General features: G+C 64.0%; 22 protein-coding genes. 13 read left to right on the top strand and 9 right to left on the bottom strand.

The features are described 5' to 3' along the window. The first annotated feature begins 26 nt into the window (after nt 1-26). A complete protein-coding gene (locus KFK14_RS16150) occupies nt 27-557 on the top strand; it encodes a phosphoribosyltransferase (protein WP_212608366.1) in 531 nt (176 codons plus the stop codon). Between the two features lie 4 nt (nt 558-561). Here the strand turns inward: KFK14_RS16150 and KFK14_RS16145 are convergent, their stop codons facing one another. From KFK14_RS16145 to KFK14_RS16125, 5 genes are all read right to left on the bottom strand, one after another. Beyond that, a complete protein-coding gene (locus tag KFK14_RS16145; RefSeq protein ID WP_212608365.1) occupies nt 562-1905 on the bottom strand; it encodes an NCS2 family permease in 1344 nt (447 codons plus the stop codon). Nucleotides 1906-2015: 110 nt separating this feature from the next. Further along, on the bottom strand, nt 2016-2501 hold the full coding sequence (locus tag KFK14_RS16140) for a YbaK/EbsC family protein (RefSeq protein WP_212608364.1): 486 nt from the start codon (nt 2499-2501) through the stop codon (nt 2016-2018). Next, entirely contained in the window at nt 2498-3502 is a 1005-nt protein-coding gene (gene galE / locus KFK14_RS16135; RefSeq protein ID WP_212608363.1) for a UDP-glucose 4-epimerase GalE, read from the bottom strand. Before galE ends, KFK14_RS16140 begins: the two co-directional genes overlap by 4 nt. A 69-nt stretch (nt 3503-3571) precedes the next feature. Then, entirely contained in the window at nt 3572-5746 is a 2175-nt protein-coding gene (locus tag KFK14_RS16130) for a 3-hydroxyacyl-CoA dehydrogenase NAD-binding domain-containing protein (RefSeq protein ID WP_212608362.1), read from the bottom strand. A 3-nt stretch (nt 5747-5749) separates the two neighbouring features. Further along, entirely contained in the window at nt 5750-6958 is a 1209-nt protein-coding gene (locus KFK14_RS16125) for an acetyl-CoA C-acetyltransferase (protein WP_212608361.1), read from the bottom strand. A 276-nt stretch (nt 6959-7234) separates the two neighbouring features. Here KFK14_RS16125 and KFK14_RS16120 point away from each other — a divergent pair, with 276 nt between their 5' ends. From KFK14_RS16120 to KFK14_RS16110, 3 genes are all read left to right on the top strand, one after another. Continuing rightward, nucleotides 7235-8476, top strand: coding sequence for a YceI family protein (locus tag KFK14_RS16120; RefSeq protein ID WP_212608360.1), 1242 nt, complete (start codon nt 7235-7237; stop codon nt 8474-8476). Between the two features lie 184 nt (nt 8477-8660). Next, nucleotides 8661-9224, top strand: a complete 564-nt coding sequence (gene folE, locus KFK14_RS16115; RefSeq protein WP_070156154.1) for a GTP cyclohydrolase I FolE — start codon at nt 8661-8663, stop codon at nt 9222-9224. Between the two features lie 7 nt (nt 9225-9231). Continuing rightward, entirely contained in the window at nt 9232-10062 is an 831-nt protein-coding gene (locus KFK14_RS16110) for an SDR family oxidoreductase (protein ID WP_070156193.1), read from the top strand. Here the strand turns inward: KFK14_RS16110 and hemW are convergent. Next, nucleotides 10049-11254 (bottom strand): radical SAM family heme chaperone HemW, encoded by a 1206-nt coding sequence (hemW, locus tag KFK14_RS16105; RefSeq protein ID WP_246524672.1) that lies wholly within the window; start codon nt 11252-11254, stop codon nt 10049-10051. The two genes, KFK14_RS16110 and hemW, sit on opposite strands and share 14 nt — an antisense overlap. On the opposite strand from hemW, the gene KFK14_RS16100 reads away from it, so the two are divergent. After that, nucleotides 11253-11855: a CAP domain-containing protein gene (locus KFK14_RS16100; protein ID WP_212608359.1), complete on the top strand. Its 603-nt coding sequence runs from the start codon at nt 11253-11255 to the stop codon at nt 11853-11855. The two genes, hemW and KFK14_RS16100, sit on opposite strands and share 2 nt — an antisense overlap. Before the next feature lie 104 nt (nt 11856-11959). Here KFK14_RS16100 and rdgB read toward each other — a convergent pair whose 3' ends face one another. Next, a complete protein-coding gene (gene rdgB, locus KFK14_RS16095; RefSeq protein ID WP_212608358.1) occupies nt 11960-12589 on the bottom strand; it encodes an RdgB/HAM1 family non-canonical purine NTP pyrophosphatase in 630 nt (209 codons plus the stop codon). A 119-nt stretch (nt 12590-12708) separates the two neighbouring features. Beyond that, a complete protein-coding gene (rph, locus tag KFK14_RS16090; protein ID WP_212608357.1) occupies nt 12709-13425 on the bottom strand; it encodes a ribonuclease PH in 717 nt (238 codons plus the stop codon). Between the two features lie 188 nt (nt 13426-13613). Here rph and KFK14_RS16085 point away from each other — a divergent pair, with 188 nt between their 5' ends. The 8 genes from KFK14_RS16085 to KFK14_RS16050 all read left to right on the top strand — a co-directional run bounded on the left by KFK14_RS16085 (nt 13614) and on the right by KFK14_RS16050 (nt 19133). Next, complete coding sequence (locus KFK14_RS16085; protein ID WP_212608356.1) at nt 13614-14111, top strand: DUF6438 domain-containing protein; 498 nt, start codon at nt 13614-13616, stop codon at nt 14109-14111. 35 nt (nt 14112-14146) lie between these two features. Continuing rightward, nucleotides 14147-14350, top strand: coding sequence for a hypothetical protein (locus KFK14_RS16080; RefSeq protein ID WP_212608355.1), 204 nt, complete (start codon nt 14147-14149; stop codon nt 14348-14350). Between the two features lie 43 nt (nt 14351-14393). Beyond that, the gene (gene hrcA, locus KFK14_RS16075) at nt 14394-15437 is read left to right on the top strand and encodes a heat-inducible transcriptional repressor HrcA (RefSeq protein WP_212608354.1); all 1044 of its coding nucleotides are present in this window, start codon (nt 14394-14396) and stop codon (nt 15435-15437) included. Further along, complete coding sequence (gene grpE, locus KFK14_RS16070) at nt 15434-15997, top strand: nucleotide exchange factor GrpE (RefSeq protein WP_070156147.1); 564 nt, start codon at nt 15434-15436, stop codon at nt 15995-15997. Before hrcA ends, grpE begins: the two co-directional genes overlap by 4 nt. A 229-nt stretch (nt 15998-16226) precedes the next feature. Then, nucleotides 16227-16856 (top strand): PadR family transcriptional regulator, encoded by a 630-nt coding sequence (locus KFK14_RS16065; RefSeq protein ID WP_212608353.1) that lies wholly within the window; start codon nt 16227-16229, stop codon nt 16854-16856. Beyond that, entirely contained in the window at nt 16856-17137 is a 282-nt protein-coding gene (locus KFK14_RS16060) for a DUF2218 domain-containing protein (RefSeq protein ID WP_212611193.1), read from the top strand. The genes KFK14_RS16065 and KFK14_RS16060 overlap by 1 nt, the downstream gene beginning before the upstream one ends. 159 nt (nt 17138-17296) lie before the next feature. Continuing rightward, on the top strand, nt 17297-17917 hold the full coding sequence (locus KFK14_RS16055) for a hypothetical protein (RefSeq protein ID WP_212608352.1): 621 nt from the start codon (nt 17297-17299) through the stop codon (nt 17915-17917). A gap of 127 nt (nt 17918-18044) precedes the next feature. Next, nucleotides 18045-19133, top strand: coding sequence for a fatty acid desaturase family protein (locus KFK14_RS16050; RefSeq protein ID WP_212608351.1), 1089 nt, complete (start codon nt 18045-18047; stop codon nt 19131-19133). Nucleotides 19134-19230: 97 nt separating this feature from the next. Here the strand turns inward: KFK14_RS16050 and KFK14_RS16045 are convergent, their stop codons facing one another. Further along, nucleotides 19231-19689, bottom strand: a complete 459-nt coding sequence (locus KFK14_RS16045; protein WP_246524670.1) for a vgr related protein — start codon at nt 19687-19689, stop codon at nt 19231-19233. Between the last annotated feature and the right edge of the window lie 82 nt (nt 19690-19771).

Here is a 19771-nt window from a genome sequence, read left to right as displayed (position 1 = left end):
ATTTCAGAAGGCGAACAGCGCGACAGATGAGTTCCCAAGGCAAGCCGAAGCTCCATCCCATTCCCCATGAGGAATTTTTGAGGGACATAGAAACGCTGGCTACCGGGATAGAGCAAGATAACTGGCGGCCGGATTTTGTGGTCGGCATTGGCAGGGGCGGGCTGGTCCCCGCAGTCTATGTGTCCCACCGCTTGAACCTGCCGATGCTTTCGATCGATCATTCGGCGGGTTTGCCGGCGTTCGGCGCGGATATGGTGGGAGACATAGCTGGCAGGAGCGGCGCAGGTCAGAAATTCCTGTTTGTCGACGATATCAACGACAGCGGCGCGACCATTGCGCATTTCCGTTCTGCACTGGGCGGAGATGGCAATGGCAATGGCAATGTGCGGTTCGCCGTCCTGATATCCAATCGAACATCGCGAGCCGCGGTGGATTATCAGGCGCAGGCAATAGACCGGACAGAAGATAAGCGCTGGTTCGTTTTCCCCTGGGAAGCAGTGGGCGAGACGGAAACGATCATGGAGGAGGCGCAATCCCTCCCCGAACGGCTGGCGTAAGGGGTCAGCCCGCAGCCATATAAGCGAACCGGACGATAAACAGGGCGGTCAGCAGCAGCAGCAGCCAGTCGGCTCGCGTGATCCGCCCCCGCATTACCTTCAGCACTGCATGCGCAATGAGGCCGAAGGCCAGCCCATTGGCGATTGAGAAGGTCAGCGGGATCAGCGCCACGGTCAAAAATGCCGGTATGGCGATTTCAGGATCATCCCATTCCACTTCCGCCAGCGGAGTCATCATCAGACCGCCCACCAGGATCAGCGCAGGCGCAGTGGCGGCGATGGGGATGAGCTGGGCGTAGGGCGCAACCAGCATGGTCGCCAGGAACAGCAGGCCAGTGACGATCGCCGTCAGGCCGGTGCGCCCGCCGGCCTGCACGCCCGCGGCGCTTTCCACATAGGAGGTGACGGTGCTCGTTCCCGCAACCGCGCCAACCATCGTGGCGGTCGCATCGGTCAGCAATATGGGTTTCAGCCGGGGGATATGGCCATCCGGCCCGATCAGTCCGGCGCGTTTTGACACGGCGACCAGCGTGCCGAGATTGTCGAACAGGTCCACGAACAGGAATACGAACAGGATTTCGAACAGGCCCAGCCCATGCTTGCCGCCAATGCCGAATACGCCCGCCAGATCGAGCTGGAATGCCGTACCCGTGAGCGCCGTCAGGGAATATGGCTCCACCTTCATCTCGACCATGCCGGTTGCCCAGCCGAGCGCAGCGGTCGCGAGGATGCCGATCAGCATGGCCCCGCGTATTTTCCACACGCTGAGTATCGCGATCAGCAACAGGCCGAACAGCGCCAGACCGACGGCGGGGGTGCGCAGGTCGCCCAAGCCGACCGATGTCGCTGGATTGCTGACGACGATCCCGGCATTGCGCAGCCCGATGAAGCCAAGAAACAGGCCGATGCCGCCAGCCACAGCGGCGAACAGGTGCAGGGGAATGGTGGTGACGATCAACTGGCGTATGCCCGCCAATGTCAGGAGCAGGAAAGCGACGCCGGAGAGAAAGACGCAGCCGAGGGCGACGGGCCAGGGCACGCCCATCTGCTGCACGACGGTAAAGCTGAAATAGGCGTTGAGACCCATGCCCGGAGCAAGCGCCAAGGGCGTGTTTGCGGCAAAGCCCATCAGGATGCTGGCGAATGCCGCAGCGAAGCAGGTGGCGGCGGCGACGGCCGCAGGAGGCATGCCGGCCTGTCCGAGAATGGCGGGATTGACCAGCACGATATAGGCCATGGTCAGGAAGGTCGTGACCCCGGCCAGAATTTCCGTCCGCACCGTCGTACCGCGTTCGACAAGCGCGAAGCGGCGATCGAGCGCAGTTCGCAAGCCACCGGCACGGATCATCAAACACCCCCTTGGTCGATATCGTCCCCGCCCCGCGGCATTTCTGACCGATGCCCGATCATCAGCCTATCAGGCGCGCTTCCGATTGCAATGTGGCCGGTGACAAGAGCTTATCCGGCGTCGCCGCCGACCGGAGGCAGCGTGCAGACGTCCACCCATTGCGCATTGGTGATTTCCGCCAGCCGGTCCGGCGTGACTTCGACCGATGCGGTGCGCGATCCGGCCGCCGGGAAAACCGAAGTGAAGGCGCGGAGCGAGATATCGCAATAGACGGGCAGGGGCGTCGCAAGGCCGAACGGGCAAACGCCGCCGACCGGATGCCCGGTAAGCGCCATCACCGTGTCCGCATCGAGCATCCGGGGCTTGCCGCCCAGCGCATCCCGCGTCTTGCGATTGTCCAGACGGGCGTCGCCCCGCGCCACGACCAGCAGGGTTTCGTCCCCGACCTTCAGGGAGAGGGTCTTGGCGATCCGGGCGGGTTCGACCCCCAGCGCCATCGCTGCTTCGGCGACGGTGGCGGTGCTTGCGCCCTGATCGATGATGGCCAGTTCCGGGGCCGAGCGCGCCAGAAAGCTTTGAACCGACTCCAGGCTCATGCGCCGCGCATCTCGCCCAGTTTCCGTTCCCAGGCGAGCGCGTGGGAAACGATGGTGTTCAGGTCCGCATGCTGCGGTTTCCACGGGAAGCGGGCCATGATTGCCCGATTGTCCGATATCAGCGCATCGGGATCGCCAGCGCGCCGCGCCTCAAGGCGGCGGTCGACGGTCATGTTCGTCACCCGGTCCACCGCGTCGAGCACCTCCAGCACGGAAAAGCCCCGGCCATAGCCGCAATTGAGGGTGTGGCTGCGGGTCGGGTCAGCGATCAGGGCCTCCAGCGCCAGCACATGCGCGTTGGCGAGATCGGAAACATGGATATAGTCGCGGACGCCGGTCCCGTCGGGCGTGTCATAGTCCGTGCCGAACACGGAGACATGGCTCCGTTTGCCAAGGGCGGCCTCCACGGCGACCTTGATGAGATGCGTGGCCCCGGCGGTGGACTGGCCGGAGCGTCCCTGCGGATCAGCGCCAGCGACATTGAAGTAACGCAGCGCGCAATAGGTGAAGGGATGCGCCTTCGCCACATCCTCCAGCATGATCTCCGTCATCAGCTTCGACATGCCGTAAGGGTTGATCGGCCGCTTGGGCGTATCCTCCCGCACCGGGCTTTCCTCCGGGACGCCATAGGTCGCGGCAGTGGAGGAAAAGATGAAATGGGGTACGCCGCAACGCACGGCGCTTTCGATCAGCGCGCGGCTGCGCACCGTGTTGTTGTGGTAATATTTGAGCGGGTCGGACACGGATTCCGGCACCACGACCGATCCGGCGAAATGCATGATCGCCCCGACTCCATGATCCCGCAGCAGCTTTTCGACCATCGGCTGATCAGCGATATCGCCATCGACGAACGGCACGTCCTGCGGCACCGCCCAGCGGAAGCCGGTTACCAGATTGTCGATGACGACCACCGGCCATCCGGCATCCTGCAGCGCGAGAACCGCGTGGCTGCCGATATAGCCCGCTCCGCCGGTTACCAGCACAGTCGGTTTGTTACCCATCCGTTTCCAACTCCTTGCCAGCGCCGCGATAGTGCAGCGCAGCATCGATTGGCAAGGAATTGGAAGGGGTCAGGCCGCCTTTTGCACCGCTTCGTCATAGAATGAGACGGTGCGCGCCGCCATGTCGCGGAGTTGCTGGGTCGGCGCGAAGCGGTCTCCATGCGCTTGTGCAAGCCGATCGAGCACCTTCACGACATGCGCGATGCCGACCGTATCCATATGGCTGAACGGTCCGCCGGTGGATGGCGCAAAGCCCCAGCCGAACACCGCGCCGACGTCTCCGTCCTCCGGCGTCTCCAGCACGCCTTCCTCAAAGCAGCGCGCGCATTCGATGAGCTGGCGGTAAAGCAGGCGCTCGCGCACTTCCTCGACGGAAGGCTGGGCGGCGGCGGGCGGGAACTGATCGGCCAGGCCGGGCCAAAGCAGTTTCTTTCCGTCATCGGGATAATCGTAATAGCCCTTGCCATTCTTGCGGCCAAGGCGGCCGAGTTCGACCATCGTCGCCATGACATCGTCGGACGCCTGATGTTTGTAGGCGTCGCCCAGATCGGCCTTCGCCGCCTTCATGACCTTGTAGCCAAGCTCGATCGACACTTCGTCGGACACGGCGAGAGGGCCAACCGGCATGCCGAGCTGCTTGCCGGCATTTTCGATGAGTGCAGGAGTCACGCCTTCCGCGATCAGTTCGGCGCCCTCCTGCACATATGTCCCAAAGCAGCGCGAGGTGTAGAAGCCGCGGCTGTCATGCACGACGATGGGCGTCTTTTTGATCTGCGCAACGAAATCCAGCGCCTTGGCAATGGCTTGCGGGCCTGTCTTTTCACCGACGATAATCTCCACCAGCGGCATTTTTTCAACCGGTGAGAAGAAATGCACGCCGATGAAATTTTCCGGTTTCGACCAGGCCTGCGCAAGCCCCGTGATGGGCAGGGTGGAGGTGTTGGAGCCGAAGATGGTGTCCGCGCCCAGCACGGCTTCCGTCTTGTGTGTAGCGTCCGCCTTGATGGCGCGATCCTCGAACACGGCCTCAATCACGAAATCGGCGCCGGCAAGGTCCGCAAAGTCCGCCGTGGGGGTAATGCGGGCGAGGGTGGCGGCCAGCTTCTCCGGCGTCATGCCCTTGCCCAGACGCTTCGACAGGACGCTTTCGGCGTGCGCCTTCCCTTTTTCGGCCGATGCCATGTCACGGTCCAGCAGGATGACATCGATCCCCGCCTGCGCCGAGACGGTGGCGATGCCCGCGCCCATCATGCCCGCGCCCAACATGGCGAGCTTTTTCGTCGGGGCTTTTGCTTCGCCCTTGGGACGGCGCGCGCCGCGTTCGGCCGCCTGCTTGTTGACGAACAGGGTGCGGATCATGTTGCGCGCCTGCGGGTCGACAATAACCTTCGCGAAATATTTGCTTTCGATGCGGATGGCGCGGTCGAATGGCAGGAGAGCGCCTTCATAGACGGCCGAAAGCAGGGCGATGGGCGCATTCATCGTGCGCTGGGTCTGCTTCATCGTCATCGGCACCGCGCCGATGAAGGTTTGGATGAAGGCGGGGTTAAAACCGCCTGCGCCGCCGGGGAATTTGAAATCCTTCTTGTCCCACGGCTGAATGATGGAATCGGGGTTCGCCTTCAGCCATGCCTTGGCCGCGTCCGTGGCGGTCCCTTGCGGTACGACCGCATCGACGACCTTCAGCATCGCCGCCTCAGTCGGGCGAAAGAGCTTGCCCTGAAGCATGTAGATCAGCGCGGTCTGGACGCCGGTGATGCGGGGCAGGCGCTGGCTGCCGCCGCCGCCGGGGAACAGGCCGATCATGATTTCGGGCAGGCCAAGCTGGGTCTTGGCGCTGTCGCCAACGACGCGATAGTGGCAGGCGAGCGCCAGTTCGAAACCGCCGCCGACGCAAGTGCCTTCAATGGCGCAGGCCACGGGCTTGCCGCAGGTTTCCAGGCGGCGGAACAGGGCGTTGAGCACGAACACCTTGTCGAATACGGTCGCCATGTCCGTCTTTCCGTCCGGGCCGGGGGCCAGCATGGCGGGCAGGGCCTTCAGGTCCATGCCGCCCATGAAGCCGCTATCCTTGCCGGAGCGAATGACGGCGCCCTTGATCGCATCCTCGCCCGCAATCCGGTCGATAGCGGCCGAGAGGTCCGCGATGAATTCAGGGCCGATGACGTTCATCGACTGGCCGGGCACATCGATGGTGAGTGTGGCGATGCCGTCGGCGTCAGTTTCGAACTGGATGGTGGTCATGGCTCAAACCCTCTCGATAATCGCGCCGGTGCCCATGCCCGCGCCGATGCACAGATTGACGAGGGCGGTGCCCTTGCCGCTGCGTTCCAGTTCCTCCAGCGCGATACCCAGGATCATCGCGCCGGTCGCGCCGAGCGGATGGCCCATGGCGATCGCGCCGCCATTCACGTTGACGTCCGCATGGTCGAGGTTGAGCGCCTGCATGTAGCGCAGGACGACCGCGGCGAACGCTTCGTTCAATTCCCACAGGTCGATGTCGGTCTTGCTCATGCCGGATTTCTTGAGCAGCTTACCCGCGACAAACTCCGGGCCGGTCAGCATGATGGTGGGTTCCGACCCTATCGAGGCCATCGCCTTGATGCGGGCGCGGGGTTTCAGGCCATATTTCTCACCCATCGCCTTGTTGCCGATGAGGATCGCGGCGGCGCCGTCGACGATGCCGGAGCTGTTGCCGGCATGATGGACATGGTTGATCCGCTCGATTTCCGGATATTTCAGCAGGGCCACCGCGTCGAAACCGGGCATATCCTCGCCAAGCGCGGTGAATGCGGGTTTCAGCGAGGCAAGCGACTGCATATCCGCGTCGGGGCGCATATGTTCGTCATGGTCGAGCGCGACGAGGCCGATGACATCCTTCACCGGGACGACCGAGCGGGCGAAGCGCCCTTCCTTCCAGGCATGGGCGGCGCGCTTCTGGCTTTCGACCGAATATGCGTCGACGTCCGTGCGGGAAAAGCCGAACTTGGTGGCAATCAGGTCCGCCCCGATGCCCTGGGGCGCGAAATAGGTTTTCCAGTTGACGGCGGGGTCCATGGCCAGTGCGCCGCCGTCCGACCCCATGGGCACGCGGCTCATCGATTCCACGCCGCCGCCGATGGCGAAATCCGCTTCGCCGGAGATCACCTTGGCCGCAGCGAGGTTCACCGCCTCCAGCCCCGACGCGCAGAAGCGGTTGATCTGCATACCCGCCGTGGTTTCGGCATAGTCGGCGTTCAGCACAGCGGCGCGACCAATGACCGCGCCCTGTTCGCCGACGGGCGTCACGCAGCCCAATATCACATCGTCCACATCGGCGGTGTCGATGGCGGTGCGGTCTCGCACGGCCTCCAGCATTTGCGTCGCAAGCTGGATCGGGGTGATGTCGTGCAGCGAACCGTCCTTCTTGCCCCGCCCACGGGGCGTGCGAACGGCGTCGTAGATGAAGGCTTCCATGGCCTGGTCTCTCCATTTCGCGCCCTGGCGAAAGCAGCGCGTCTGCGGCCAATGTGCGCGGGCGGGACGAAAGTGCAAGAGGGCGCGCAAAGGCCGCAGCCCGGCAAACAAGGCGGGATGCGCGCGAGGCAGGCGTTGCCGTAGCGACAGCGGCTGACGCTATTTCGCAAAAATATTTTTTGCGAATGCGCGAACGCTGTGTTTCCCTGGCTCATGCTGTTCAAGGCGAAGCCCAGCCGCTAGGAGTCGCCACCGAAACAGCATCGGGGACGCAGCATGGAAAGATATAGCCGGATCGCCATTATCCTGCACTGGACGATTGCGGCCTTGCTTGCGTTCCAGATATCCCTGGGCTGGGGCCTTGAGGAAGCGGGTGCGCGGGGTTTTGCCGCGTTCCAGTTGCACAAGTCGATAGGCATCAGCATCCTGGTCCTGACGCTGGCGCGCATCGCGGTGCGATATTGGAAGCCGAGGCCCGCGCCGATGGAAGGCGGCTTGACCGGCGCTCTCGCCAAGGCGGTGCATCTGGGCCTGTATGTTTTCATGCTGGGCGGTCCGCTGACGGGATGGGCGCTGGTCTCCACCGCCAAGGTGACGGTGCCGACGCTGATATTCGGTACTATCCCCTTGCCGCACCTGCCGCTGCCGCATGGCGTGCATGAGGCAGCGGAAAATGCGCATGGGCTGATCGCCTGGATCGGCATTGCCCTGTTCCTGCTGCATGTGGCGGGCGCACTGCGGCATCATGTGCTGATGCGGGATGGCCTTATCTACCGGATGGTGCCTGCGCGATCGCTGGGCATGATGCTGGCGCTGATCGCGGCGATCCCGGCGGGGCTGTTCCTTGGCAAGGCGATTTTGCCGAAGGGCGTGGCGGCATCCGCCCCCGCAGCCGTGGCGGACAATGCCGCCGAGGCGGTGGATATGGCCGAGGCCAATGTCGCCGACGCGGCTGCGGGCAATGTTGTCGAAGCCGTGGCGGACAATGCCGCCGAAGCCGCGGAGGAAGCGCCCGCAGGACCGCCACCCGTATGGACTGTCCAGCCGGGCGGCAAGATCGGTTTCTCCGTGACCAATGACGGTGACACCATAGCCGGAGGCTTTTCACGCTGGACCGCCGACATAGTGATGGACCCTGACCATCCCGAAACGGCCTCCATCTCGGTCGATATCGACCTGGCGAGCGCCAGCGTCGGAGATCCGACGCAGACGAGCATGCTGGCGGGTGACGAATTTTTCGGCGTCGCGGCGCACCCCCGGGCGAAGTTCGTGGCCAAGGGCGCGGAGAAGACGGGAGCCAATAGCTATCGCGCGAAGGGAACCCTGACCCTGAAGGGCGTGTCCAAGCCGCAGGCGATACGCTTCACCCTCTCGGGAACCGGGCTGAAACGGAAAGTCGAGGGGACGGGAACGATCGCGCGGGCCGCGTTCGGCGTCGGCAATGGCGACAGCAGCGGGGGGTTGGCCCCCAATGTTTCGCTGACCTTCGCATTCGATGCTGCGGGAAAATTGCCTTGACGCATACCGGACAGATTGCGTTTCGCTGATTGTAATCAGGCATCTTTCATAGCTGTTATGCCCGCCTCGCACTGGCTATTGCCGGTTTTGCACCCCATATGGGCCGGGAAACGGTAAAAAAGAGGATGAGCTATTGAGTGATCCGGCCTTGGGAGACGGCAGTCAGGTTTCTTCACCGGAAAAGATGGCGGTGCCCGACGATGTTGCGGAAGCCATCCGCACCCTGATCCGCTGGTCCGGCGACGACCCCAGCAGGGAAGGGCTGATCGACACGCCGAAGCGGGTTGCGCGGGCGTGGAAGGAATATTGCCGGGGCTATGCTGAGGACCCCGCCTATCATCTGTCCCGCATCTTCCATGAAGTGGGCGGCTATGACGAGATCGTGCTGCTGAAGGACATCCCGTTCCAGTCGCATTGCGAGCATCATATGGCGCCGATCACCGGCCACGCCCATATCGCCTATCTGCCCGGCGATTATGTGGTCGGGATTTCCAAGCTGGCGCGCGTGCTGCACGCCTTCGCCCAGCGGTTACAGGTTCAGGAACGGCTGACGGCCGAGGTTGCCGATTGCATCTGGGAAAATCTGAAGCCACAAGGGGTGGCGGTGGTCATAGAGGCGACCCATGGCTGCATGACGGGGCGCGGCGTGCGTACGCCAGGCGTCATCATGAAGACCAGCCGGATGATGGGTGCGTTCCGGGATGACGAGAAAAGCCGGAAGGAAGTTCTCAAACTGATGGGTGTATGAGCGGCGCGTGAGTGAAGATGGGGGCACATATCGTCCGCTCCGCGCGCCAGCCGCGCAGGAGGTGACTTCCGGCCTGCCGGTTTCGGGAAGGCGTTTGGCGCTGATCACCGGGGGGCACAGGCGGCTGGGCGGCATCATTGCCGCCGCTTTGGCGAAGGCCGGATTCACCCTTGCCATCCATGGCAGCCACGACACGTTGCTGGATGGTGGAATGGCGCAGTTGTTCGAGGAGAACAACACGGCCTGGCAGGGCTTTGTCGCGGATTTCACCAATCTGGAAGCGGCCGACGAACTGATCGCCAATGTGTCCTCGGCCTTTGGCCGCCCGCCGGACCTGCTGGTCAACAGCGCCGCGATCTTCGGGCAGGACAGGCTGGAAAATGTCACGCCGGACACGCTGATGCAGCATTATGCCGTGAACTGCGCCGCGCCGACCCTGCTGACCAAGGCGTTCGCCATGGTGCCGGCGGGGCCGACGGATCGCTGCATCGTCAACATCCTGGATCAGCGGATCGCGCAGCCGCATGGCGACCAGCTATCCTATACGCTGTCCAAGATGGCGCTGGCCGGACTGACTCAGGTGGCCGCGCGGGAACTTGCCCCGCAAATCCGCGTCAACGGGGTGGCCCCCGGCCTGACGATCGCGACGCCCGATTATTCGGACGATCAGATGCAGGATCTGGCGAAGGCCATGCCGCTTGGACGCCTGCCGCTGGCGGAGCAGATTGCGGAGGCCGTACTGTATCTGGCCAATGCGACCGCAGTGACGGGGCAGGTGCTGTATGTGGACGGCGGCGCCCATATGCAGAGCTACACGCGCGACTTCATGCACCTGTAGACCGGCCGTCCGCCACGACGATCTCCGGCAGGACGGCGTCCAGCAGGAGCATCCCGGCGGAGGTGACGCGCAGGCGGCCGCCATCTTCTTTCAGCAGGCCGAGGGCGCCTAACCGGCCGATCGCCTGCGCATCGACAAGCTGGGCCTTCGTCATTCCGGTTTGTTCGCCGATCCTTTCCAGATCGACTCCTTCGCGCAGGCGCAGTCCCATCAGCAGCGCTTCGGCAGCGCGGTCGGAGGCGGACAGCGACTCCTCGCTTTTCAGTCCGTGACCGTTGCGGGCAACGGCATCGATCCAGTTTTCCGGCTTGCGGTGGCGCAGGGTGGCCATTGCATCGCGGCGGCCGTGCGCGCCGGGTCCTATCCCCACATAATCGCCATATCGCCAATAAGTGAGGTTGTGACGGCTTTCCTGCCCGGCGCGCGCATGATTGCTGATTTCATAGGCGGGCAGGCCAGCGCCCTCCATCATGGCCTGGGTCAGTTCAAACAGCGTCGCGGCATGATCAGGGTCCGCCGGGATAAAGTCGTTCCGGCGCACCATGGTTTCGAAACGGGTGCCCGGCTCTATGGTCAGTTGATAGAGCGAGAGGTGGCCGGTGCCGAAGCCGAGCGCGCGCGCCAGCTCCGCTTCCCACTCGGCTTCGCTCTGGCCGGGGCGGGCATAGATCAGGTCGAAGGTGACGCGGCCGAACGTCGCCTGCGCCAGATCGAGGGCGGCAAGGGCCTCCTCCACGTCATGGGCGCGACCGAGGAAGCGCAGCGCCTGATTATCCAGCGCCTGCAGGCCGAGCGACACGCGATTGACGCCCGCGGACGCCAGATCGGCGAAACGCGCCGCCTCGACCGAGCTTGGATTGGCCTCCAGCGTGATCTCTATGTCCGGCGCGAAACCCCAATGCCGTTCCGCCGCCTGGATAAGCGCGGCGGCCGTTTGCGGGGGCATGAGCGAGGGCGTGCCGCCGCCGAAGAAGATCGAGGATAAGCGGCGGCCTGGCGTGAGCGCGGCCTCATGCGCCATGTCCGCCAGCAGCGCGCTTTGCCATGCCGCCTGGTCCACGCTGTCGCGCACATGGCTGTTGAAGTCGCAATAGGGGCATTTGGAGACGCAGAAAGGCCAATGAATATAGAGCGCTAAAGGCGCGCCGGTTCGGCCGCTGTTCATCGGGGCTAGGGTAGGGGCTTCGGCCATGACGGGCGGATTCCTTAAGCGCATTTCGAAATATTGGCCAACATTCTTGGCGCTCGCCGCTTTTCCCGCGCAGGCGCAGACGGATTTGCAGCGCGATGTCCGGGACCGCTGGTACAATCCGGACAAGCCGCAGCCGCGCGGCGAGGGATTGTTGAAATATCATATGCTGACGGCCCACAACCGGGCGCGGGCGGCGGCGGACGTGCCGCCGCTTGTCTGGGACCAGGCGTTGGCGAACGAAGCGGGGGCCTATGCCCGCGTGCTGGCGCGGAGCCGGACGTTCAAGCATAGCAGCAAGGCGCAGCGATCGAAGCCGCAGGGCGAAAATCTGTGGATGGGGTCCCAAGGCGGCTTCACCTATGCCGAGATGGCGGCGAGCTGGGTGAATGAGAAGCGCTATTACCGCCCCCGCGCGGTGTTGCCGGACATCAGCACGACCGGCGACTGGCGCGATGTGGGGCATTATACGCAGGTGATCTGGCGCAGCACGACGGCGGTGGGCTGCGGCCTCGCCTCCAATGGCGACGATGATTATCTGGTCTGCCGCTATTCGCCGCCGGGCAATGTCTTTGGCCAGAACGCCACGGCCGGGAAGCCTTAGGGTATAGCGCCCGAAATCCAATCGTTAGCCCTGGGCGAGGTCTAAGGCTCCAGCCTCGCTCCGCCTGAATGGAGGCCGGGTGGATTGGCTTTATATGATCCGCGCTAGAATGCCGCCGCGACCAGCTTGGCGAAGGCGTCGGCGCGATGGCTCATGGCGTGCTTGGCGTCCGGGTCCATCTCGCCGAAGCTGATATCGTGGCCGATGGGCTGGAATATGGGATCATAGCCGAAGCCCTTGTCGCCGCGCGGGGGCCAGACGAGGGCGCCGTCGACCCGGCCTTCAAACACCTCGACATGGCCGTCCGGCCAGGCAAGGGCGAGGGCGCAGACGAAATGAGCGTCATGCCCGGCATCCGGTCCCTTCGCCTCCACCGCTTCATGAACCAGGCGCATCGCAAGGCCGAAATCCTTGTCCGGCCCAGCCCAGCGGGCGGAGAAGATGCCGGGATCGCCGCCCAGCGCCTCAACGCATAGCCCGCTGTCGTCGGCGAGAGCGGGTAGGCCGGACAGATCGGCGGCCTGCATCGCCTTCAACTCCGCATTGGCGACGAAGGTCGTGCCGGTTTCTTCCGGTTCGGGCAGGTCGAGCGCGGCGGCGGATACAGGCTCGATCCCATAGGGGCCGAGCAGCGCCTGTATTTCCCGCACCTTGCCGGTATTGTGACTGGCGATGACCAGCTTGCCGGGCTTCAGCTTGCGGATCGCTTGCTCGTTACCGGCATTGTCTGTCATGTTTGTTATCCTACTCTTGTTGTGCTCCTGCGAACGCAGGAGCCTAGAGTGCGCAATCGCTCCCGATGACCCTAGGCTCCTGCTTTCGCAGGAGCACTATATTTGACGATGGCCGCCGATTAACGCCCGGTAGCCTTGTCCTGCGCCGCGAAAATCTGGGTGCAGCCGATACGGGCAAGCCGCAGGAGGCGCAGAAGCTCCTCCTCGTCATAGGTCGCGCCTTCGGCGGTCGCCTGGACTTCGGCGAACTTGCCGTCGCCGGTCAGGATCAGGTTGGCGTCGGCCTCCGCATTCGAATCCTCGTCATAGTCGAGGTCGAGGACGGGCGTGCCCTTGTAGATGCCGCAGCTAATCGCCGCGACCTTCTGGAGGATCGGGTCCTCCTTGATCGCGCCGGAGGCGAGCAGCTTGTCGACGGCGATGCGCATCGCGACCCATGCGCCGGAAATCGACGCGGTGCGGGTGCCGCCATCGGCCTGGATGACGTCGCAGTCGAGAGTGATCTGACGCTCGCCGAGCTTCTTCATGTCCATGACCGAGCGCAGGGAGCGGCCGATGAGGCGCTGGATTTCCTGGGTGCGGCCCGACTGCTTGCCCTTGGCCGCCTCACGCTGGCCGCGGGTGTGGGTGGCGCGGGGCAGCATGCCATATTCCGCCGTCACCCAGCCTTCGCCCTTGCCGCGCATGAAGGGCGGCACGCGCTCCTCGACCGAGGCCGTGACGAGCACGCGCGTCTGGCCGAAGCTGACGAGGCAGCAGCCCTCTGCATGGACAGTGAAATCAGGCTCCATGGTGATGGTGCGCATTTGGTCGGGGGCGCGGCCGGATGGGCGCATAGGTCTTTACTCCAGTTAAACTGGCGGGGGCTTAGCGCCGTCGGTGGCGTCTTGCCAGTGGGCCTTGAGAAAAAGGCGGCGAAGCCAGTAGAGGCGCGATCAGGCAAGGCCCGATGAGTTGAGGCGTGACGAGTTAAGGCTTGATACAGGGGCCGCGCCGGACAAGGCGGGTGGAGCAGGAGATCAGCATGACAAAAATAATGGCGGCGGGTTTGGCGATGCTGATCCTTTCGGGATGCGCGACCGCGCCGAAGGCCGATAAGCCGGTCGCGAAGGCGGACACCATCCGGTTCTCCGCCGGTCCCTGCTTCGGCGTCTGCCCGGTCTACAGCGTCACGGTGAACCCCAACGGGTCGGGCGTGCTGATCCCGCAGAGGAACACTTCCGTTCCGGGCGAGACCCGTTTCGCCGTCACCCCGCTGCAATATAAGCGCCTGCGTGACGCCTTTGCGCCTTTCCGGCCGCTGACCGGCAAGCAGAAGCGGATCGCGCAGGGCGAGAATTGCCAGCGCGCCGCGACGGACATGCCCGGTTACGAGATTGTGTGGACGCGTGCCGGACAGGACAAGACGGAGCTGGATTTCTATTCCGGCTGTTTCGATGCGCGCTACGCGAAGCTGCGGGAGGCGGTGCGGGCCGTCCCGAAGATCCTGGACATCGAAAAGATGCTGACGGCCGGAAAATAGCCTAATCATGGCCCAAGCATGTTGAGGAGGGCGTGATGGCGATTGTGAAGCGGCTGTGCCGGATTTTGGGAATGGTCTGCCTGCTGACGGGGCTGTTGTGGATCGGGCAGGGGCTTGGCCTTGTCCACTGGCCGGAGAGCAGCTTCATGATTGACGCCCGTCCCTGGGCATGGCGCGGCGCCGGTCTGGCCCTGCTGGGGCTGGGCATGCTCTTTCTGTCCCGGAGGATCGGGCGATAAGGGCGGATTGAGTGATCGGCCATTGCCCCCTACATGAGCATTGATGTCCATCACGCCGATCACTGAACTTAACAGCCGCGCCCGCGATATTTTCCGCGTTGTGGTGGAAAGCTATCTGGGCACCGGCGCGCCGGTGGGATCGCGCACGATCAGCAAGCTTGCCGGATTGAACCTGTCGCCGGCCTCCATCCGCAACGTCATGCAGGATCTGGAGGAGCTTGGCCTGCTCGCCGCGCCGCACACCTCGGCGGGGCGGATGCCGACGGAAAGCGGATTGCGCCTGTTCGTCGACGGGATGATGCAGACGGCGGAGCCTTCGGCCGAGGACCGGCGGGCGATAGAGGCGCGGCTGTCGGATGGTGGGCCGATCGAGGAGGCGCTGTCCGCGGCGACGCTGGCGCTGTCCGGCCTGTCGGCCTGTGCGGGCATCGTCATGGTGCCCAAGCGCGAACCGGTGATGCGGCAGTTCGGCTTTGTGCCCTTGTCCCGCAATCAGGCGCTCGCCGTGCTGGTGGGCGAGGACGGGTCGGTGGAAAACCGGGTGGTGGACCTGCCCGACAATGTGACGCCCTCCGCGCTCAACGAGGCGGCGAATTATATGTCGGCGCGGCTGTCCGGCCTGACGCTGGGCGAGGCGCGGCTGCGGTTGCGCGCGGAACTGGACGCCGACCGCGCGGCGATCAACGGCGCGGCGCGGGAGCTGGTCGAGCGCGGCATCGCCATCTGGTCATCGGACATGGAAAACCGGCCGGTGCTGATCGTGCGGGGGCAGGCGAACCTGATCGACGAGACCGCTTCGGCCGATCTGGAGCGGGTGCGGCAATTGCTGGATGAACTGGAGGGCAAGCAGGAAATTTCCCGCCTGCTGGAAAGCGCGCTGGCCGGAACCGCCACCAAAATCTTCATCGGTTCGGAAAACAAGCTCTTTTCTCTTTCGGGTTCCTCCGTCATAGCCGCCCCTTACCGTGGGGGTGACGGCCGGGTATTGGGGGTGGTCGGCGTGATCGGCCCCACGCGCTTGAACTATGCCCGCGTGATACCCATGGTGGATTTCACTGCACAGACCCTGTCGAGACTGATGAGATGAGCGAAGATAATAAAGACATCCACAACGACCAGCCCGACGCCGTGATCGATGACGCGGCGGAAGTTTCGGAAACCGATACGGCGCTGAACGAGCTGGAAAGCAAGCTGACTGCGCTGGAAAATGAACTGGCGACCGCCAAGCAGGACGTGCTCTACGCCCATGCCGATACGCAGAATGTGCGGCGGCGGCTGGAGAAGGAATTGCAGGACGCACGGGCCTATGCCGCGACGGCCTTTGCGCGCGACATGCTCTCGGTGGCGGACAATCTGTCCCGCGCCCTGGCGGCGATCCCGGCGGAAATGCGCGACGACGACAAGATGAAGGGCCTGGTCATCGGCCTGGAGGCGACCGGCCGCGAACTGGAAAGCACGTTCCGCAAGAATGGCATTGAGAAGATCGAGGCGCTGGACCAGATCCTCGACCCCAACAAGCATCAGGCGATGGTCGAAATCCCGTCCGACAAGGCGCCCGGCACGATCGTCCAGGAGATGCAGGCCGGCTATATGATCAAGGACCGGCTGCTGCGCCCGGCGATGGTCGGGGTTGCGAAAGCGCCCTGAATGCGACGAGGAACGCGACGGTGTTCCGCTTTTTTTGAACGATGCAAACGGCGGCTATCCCCATGGATTGCCGCCGTTTTTATTGCGTTTGGCGCGTGCGAGGCGCAAAATGCTATTGCATAGCAAAAGCACCAATAAAAATATCGAAGATATATCTTGAACATTCTGCAATAAGATATATCTAAGCTGCATCATGAAACATATTGGAAAGAGACTCATGCGATTTCATATGCACGGCCACAGACATGGCCACGGATTTGCCCATGAGGCGGGGCGGGAGCGCGGATGCGCCCCGGACGGCTTCGGGCGTGGCGGTTTTGGTAGGGGCGGCTTCGGCGGCGGACGCCATGGCCATGGCGGCGGCTTTGGGGGCGGAGGGCCTTTTGGCAGGGGCCGCCGCCGGGTTTTCGACGCGGGCGAGCTGAAGCTGGTGCTGCTCAAGCTGATCGATGACGAGCCGCGGCACGGATATGACCTGATCCGCGGGATCGAGGCGCTGAGCGGCGGGACCTATGCGCCCAGCCCCGGCGTCGTCTATCCGACGCTGACCCTGCTGTCCGACATGGGACTGGCGGAGGAGCAGCCCGGAGAGGGCACGCGCAAGCTGTTCGCCATTACGGACGCGGGCAAGGCGCATCTGCTGGAAAATCGCGATGCGGCGCTGGAGGCGATGAGCCGGCTGGAGACGCTGGCGAAGATGAGCGAGCGCACCGACGGCGCGCCGATCCGCCGCGCGATGGAAAATCTGAAGATGGCCCTGCGCGGACGCCTTGAAAAGGAAGGCGCGGATGCCGACACCATGCTGGAGGTCGCCGCCCTGATCGACGAGGCGGCCGCCAAGATCGAAAGGCTGAAATGATGGCGACCACCACTGCAAGCGTGCCGACGGAAAGCGGCAGCCGTTACCTGCAGCAACTGTGCAAGCATTGGGGCCACAAGTTCGACGTCACGTTCGACGCGCAGCGCGGCACCGTGGCCCTGCCGCAAGCGCTGACGACGATGGTGGCGGAGGCGGGAAGCCTGCGCGTCACGATTGATGCGGAGGACCCGGCGGTGCTGGACCGGATGAAGGGCGTGGTCGCCGAACATCTGGACCGCTTCGCCTTCAAGGAAGCGCCGCTGGCGTTCGACTGGAAATAAAGCGGTTCAGGCGGGCGGCGTCCGGCCATCCGGCAGCGCTGGACGCCGCCCCGCAAATCTCCCCCATAAATCTCCCCCGCAGATCGTCATTGTCATCGGCCATGGACAATGCCATGCGGCGCGCCAGTGGACGTGATTGCGTAGGGGGAGGCGCTTGCCATGACAGCCTTGTTATCCATCATGCTTGCAGGCGCGCTCGCGCCCGCTGCTCCCGTCGAGCCTAACACCTGGTTCACCAGCAAGGAGCATCCGAAAACGGCTCTCGCAGTCGCCGACCGGGGCTTCATCGCCTATATGATCGACGTCTCGCCCGATGGCGCGGCCATTCGCTGCGAAACGCAGGAGAATGGCGATCTTGACCGCAAGGTATGCGACATCGTCATGAAAAGCGCCCGTTTCCAGCCCGCCAAGGACGATCAGGGCAGGCCGGCGTTCGCCCGGCATGAAGGCGTGGCGAGCTTCCTGATGCCCGGCAATACTTCGCGGCGGCCCGACCGTTCGAAACTGGCCGTCGCGGTCGATGCATTGCCCGGCGGCGCAACCAGTCCGGCCTATGCCAGGGTTGCATTCCTGGTCGATGAAACCGGCGCGATCAGCCATTGCGCGTCAATGGCCGGGGAAAGGCGGCGGTTCATGCAGACCGTCGAGGCCCTGGGACCGGCGGCGTGCGAGGCGCTGGCCAAGGATTACAAGCCTGCGCCGGCGCGGAACGCGGCGGGCGCGGCCGTGCCGTCAGTCCAGAGCGCCATGGTGCGTTTCGAGATGCCCAAGGCGCCCTGATCCGGTGGCCGATCCATTGGCCGAGCCATTCCCGATCCGCCGGGGGCGCGTCCGTTCCTCGCCCAAATCTGCCTCATTCTCACCCCAAAGTTTGTTTAAACGGCCGTCAAACATTATGTAGGTCGGCATGTATTTCAGCGAACTTGATAGCGGCGCGGCGTCCGGGAAACCGGCGCTTCCGCCACGATCCTATGAGGATAAGGCGCTGCTGCGCGCGGCGGCCGCGCTCAATCAGGAATTGAGTCGCGCCAAGCCCGCAATCTACTGGACCGATATGCTGTTTTCGGCGGCGCTGGGCTATGCCGGGCTGTTCGTGGCGATGACCGCGCCCTCCATGGGTGTGGCGATTGCGGGCGCGCTGGCGGCGATGCTGCTGCTGTATCGCGCGAGCAGCTTCATTCACGAGATTTCGCACCTGAAGCCGGACGCCGTGCCGGGATTTCATACCGTATGGAACCTGATCGCGGGCGTGCCGCTGATGATCCCGTCCTTCATGTATGAGGGCGTGCATACGCTGCATCATCATCGCGCGCGATATGGCACGGTGGACGATCCCGAATATCTGCCGCTCTCGCGCATGCGGACGGGGACGCTGGCGGTGTTCATGGCGGCGGCGGCGCTCGCCCCCATCGGCTTCCTGATCCGCCATGCCGTGCTGGTGCCGCTGTCGCTGCTGTCGCCGCGCCTGCGCGGGGCGGTCATGGAGAAATATTCGGCGCTGGCGATCAATCCGCAGTTCCGCCGTCCCGCGCCGGACGCGAAACTCCGCCGGTCCTGGGCGCTGTGGGAGGGCGTGGCGAGCCTGTGGAGCGTCGGCCTGATCGCGCTGGTGGCGGCGGGCGTGGTGCCGGTGCGCGCGTTCCTCGTCTATCTGGCGGTGCTTTCGGGCGCGATGATCGTCAATCAGGTGCGCACGCTGGTCGCCCATCTGTGGGAGAATGACGGCGAGGAGATGAGCATCACCGCGCAATATCTCGACAGCGTGAACGTGCCGCCGCCGGGATATCTGCCCGTGCTGTGGGCGCCGGTGGGCCTGCGCTATCATGCGATCCACCATCTGCTGCCCGGCCTGCCCTATCATGCGCTGGGTGAGGCGCACAGGCGGCTGATCGCGGCGATGCCGGAGGGCACATCCTACCACCGGGCCAATTATCGCAGCCTGCGGGCGATGGTGATGCGGCTGGTGCGGGCGTCAAGGATGGCGGGTAGGGGCTGATATCATCGGCGTCATCCCATCGCAGGCTGGGATCTCAGCCCGTGACGCGCGACCAAGCCTCACGAGATCCCAGCCTACGCTGGGATGACGTTAAGCCTTAAAACGGCAGCACCGCTTCATAAACCTCCAGTGGGGGTCTGTTCTTCAGTCGGACGCCCTGGCGCAGCAGGAAGGCGTGGCGGACGATTTCGGCCTGCTGCTCTATGCCGTAGCGGGCGAAGGGCTTGCCCGGCTCCAGCGTGTAATTGTAGCGGCAGAAGGGGTGGCGCATCAACGGGAGCCAGTATTTGCCCGACCGCTGCGCCTGCCACACATGAGTCATTTCGTGGATCAGCAGGCCCTGATGCTCCATCGGACTTGCGCAGAAATCGTCGCAGAACAGCCCGTTCGCCGGATGAAACCACAGGTCGCCGTCCGGGGCCATGGTGATGCGTTTGGGCTGAAGCGGCCACCATTTGCGGTTGTGAATGCGCACCGCGTCATAATCGATGGCGTCGCCGAAGATGGAGGCCGCGAGGGCGCGTTCATCCGAGGTGAGGGGGCGGGTGGTGTTCACCGGCATCCTATTAACCGTTCGTCCTGAGCTTGTCGAAGGACTGTCCTTCTCTAAGTCAAAGAAAGGGCAGGGCTTCGACAAG

Origin of the sequence: Sphingobium phenoxybenzoativorans (genome assembly GCF_018286635.1) — a bacterium.
GTDB classification, from domain to species: Bacteria; Pseudomonadota; Alphaproteobacteria; order Sphingomonadales; family Sphingomonadaceae; genus Sphingobium; species Sphingobium phenoxybenzoativorans.
The sequence above is the reverse complement of the archived record's forward strand: the minus strand, read 5'-3'. Positions and strand labels throughout refer to the sequence as shown.

Coding starts and splice junctions, on each gene's coding strand:
- KFK14_RS16150 (WP_212608366.1), top strand. CDS start 27: ATGAGTTCCCAAGGCAAGCCGAAGCTCCATCCCATTCCCCATGAGGAA.
- KFK14_RS16145 (WP_212608365.1), bottom strand. CDS start 1,905: ATGATCCGTGCCGGTGGCTTGCGAACTGCGCTCGATCGCCGCTTCGCG.
- KFK14_RS16140 (WP_212608364.1), bottom strand. CDS start 2,501: ATGAGCCTGGAGTCGGTTCAAAGCTTTCTGGCGCGCTCGGCCCCGGAA.
- galE (WP_212608363.1), bottom strand. CDS start 3,502: ATGGGTAACAAACCGACTGTGCTGGTAACCGGCGGAGCGGGCTATATC.
- KFK14_RS16130 (WP_212608362.1), bottom strand. CDS start 5,746: ATGACCACCATCCAGTTCGAAACTGACGCCGACGGCATCGCCACACTC.
- KFK14_RS16125 (WP_212608361.1), bottom strand. CDS start 6,958: ATGGAAGCCTTCATCTACGACGCCGTTCGCACGCCCCGTGGGCGGGGC.
- KFK14_RS16120 (WP_212608360.1), top strand. CDS start 7,235: ATGGAAAGATATAGCCGGATCGCCATTATCCTGCACTGGACGATTGCG.
- folE (WP_070156154.1), top strand. CDS start 8,661: ATGGCGGTGCCCGACGATGTTGCGGAAGCCATCCGCACCCTGATCCGC.
- KFK14_RS16100 (WP_212608359.1), top strand. CDS start 11,253: ATGACGGGCGGATTCCTTAAGCGCATTTCGAAATATTGGCCAACATTC.
- hemW (WP_246524672.1), bottom strand. CDS start 11,254: ATGGCCGAAGCCCCTACCCTAGCCCCGATGAACAGCGGCCGAACCGGC.
- rdgB (WP_212608358.1), bottom strand. CDS start 12,589: ATGACAGACAATGCCGGTAACGAGCAAGCGATCCGCAAGCTGAAGCCC.
- rph (WP_212608357.1), bottom strand. CDS start 13,425: ATGCGCCCATCCGGCCGCGCCCCCGACCAAATGCGCACCATCACCATG.
- KFK14_RS16085 (WP_212608356.1), top strand. CDS start 13,614: ATGACAAAAATAATGGCGGCGGGTTTGGCGATGCTGATCCTTTCGGGA.
- KFK14_RS16080 (WP_212608355.1), top strand. CDS start 14,147: ATGGCGATTGTGAAGCGGCTGTGCCGGATTTTGGGAATGGTCTGCCTG.
- hrcA (WP_212608354.1), top strand. CDS start 14,394: ATGTCCATCACGCCGATCACTGAACTTAACAGCCGCGCCCGCGATATT.
- grpE (WP_070156147.1), top strand. CDS start 15,434: ATGAGCGAAGATAATAAAGACATCCACAACGACCAGCCCGACGCCGTG.
- KFK14_RS16065 (WP_212608353.1), top strand. CDS start 16,227: ATGCACGGCCACAGACATGGCCACGGATTTGCCCATGAGGCGGGGCGG.
- KFK14_RS16060 (WP_212611193.1), top strand. CDS start 16,856: ATGGCGACCACCACTGCAAGCGTGCCGACGGAAAGCGGCAGCCGTTAC.
- KFK14_RS16055 (WP_212608352.1), top strand. CDS start 17,297: ATGACAGCCTTGTTATCCATCATGCTTGCAGGCGCGCTCGCGCCCGCT.
- KFK14_RS16050 (WP_212608351.1), top strand. CDS start 18,045: ATGTATTTCAGCGAACTTGATAGCGGCGCGGCGTCCGGGAAACCGGCG.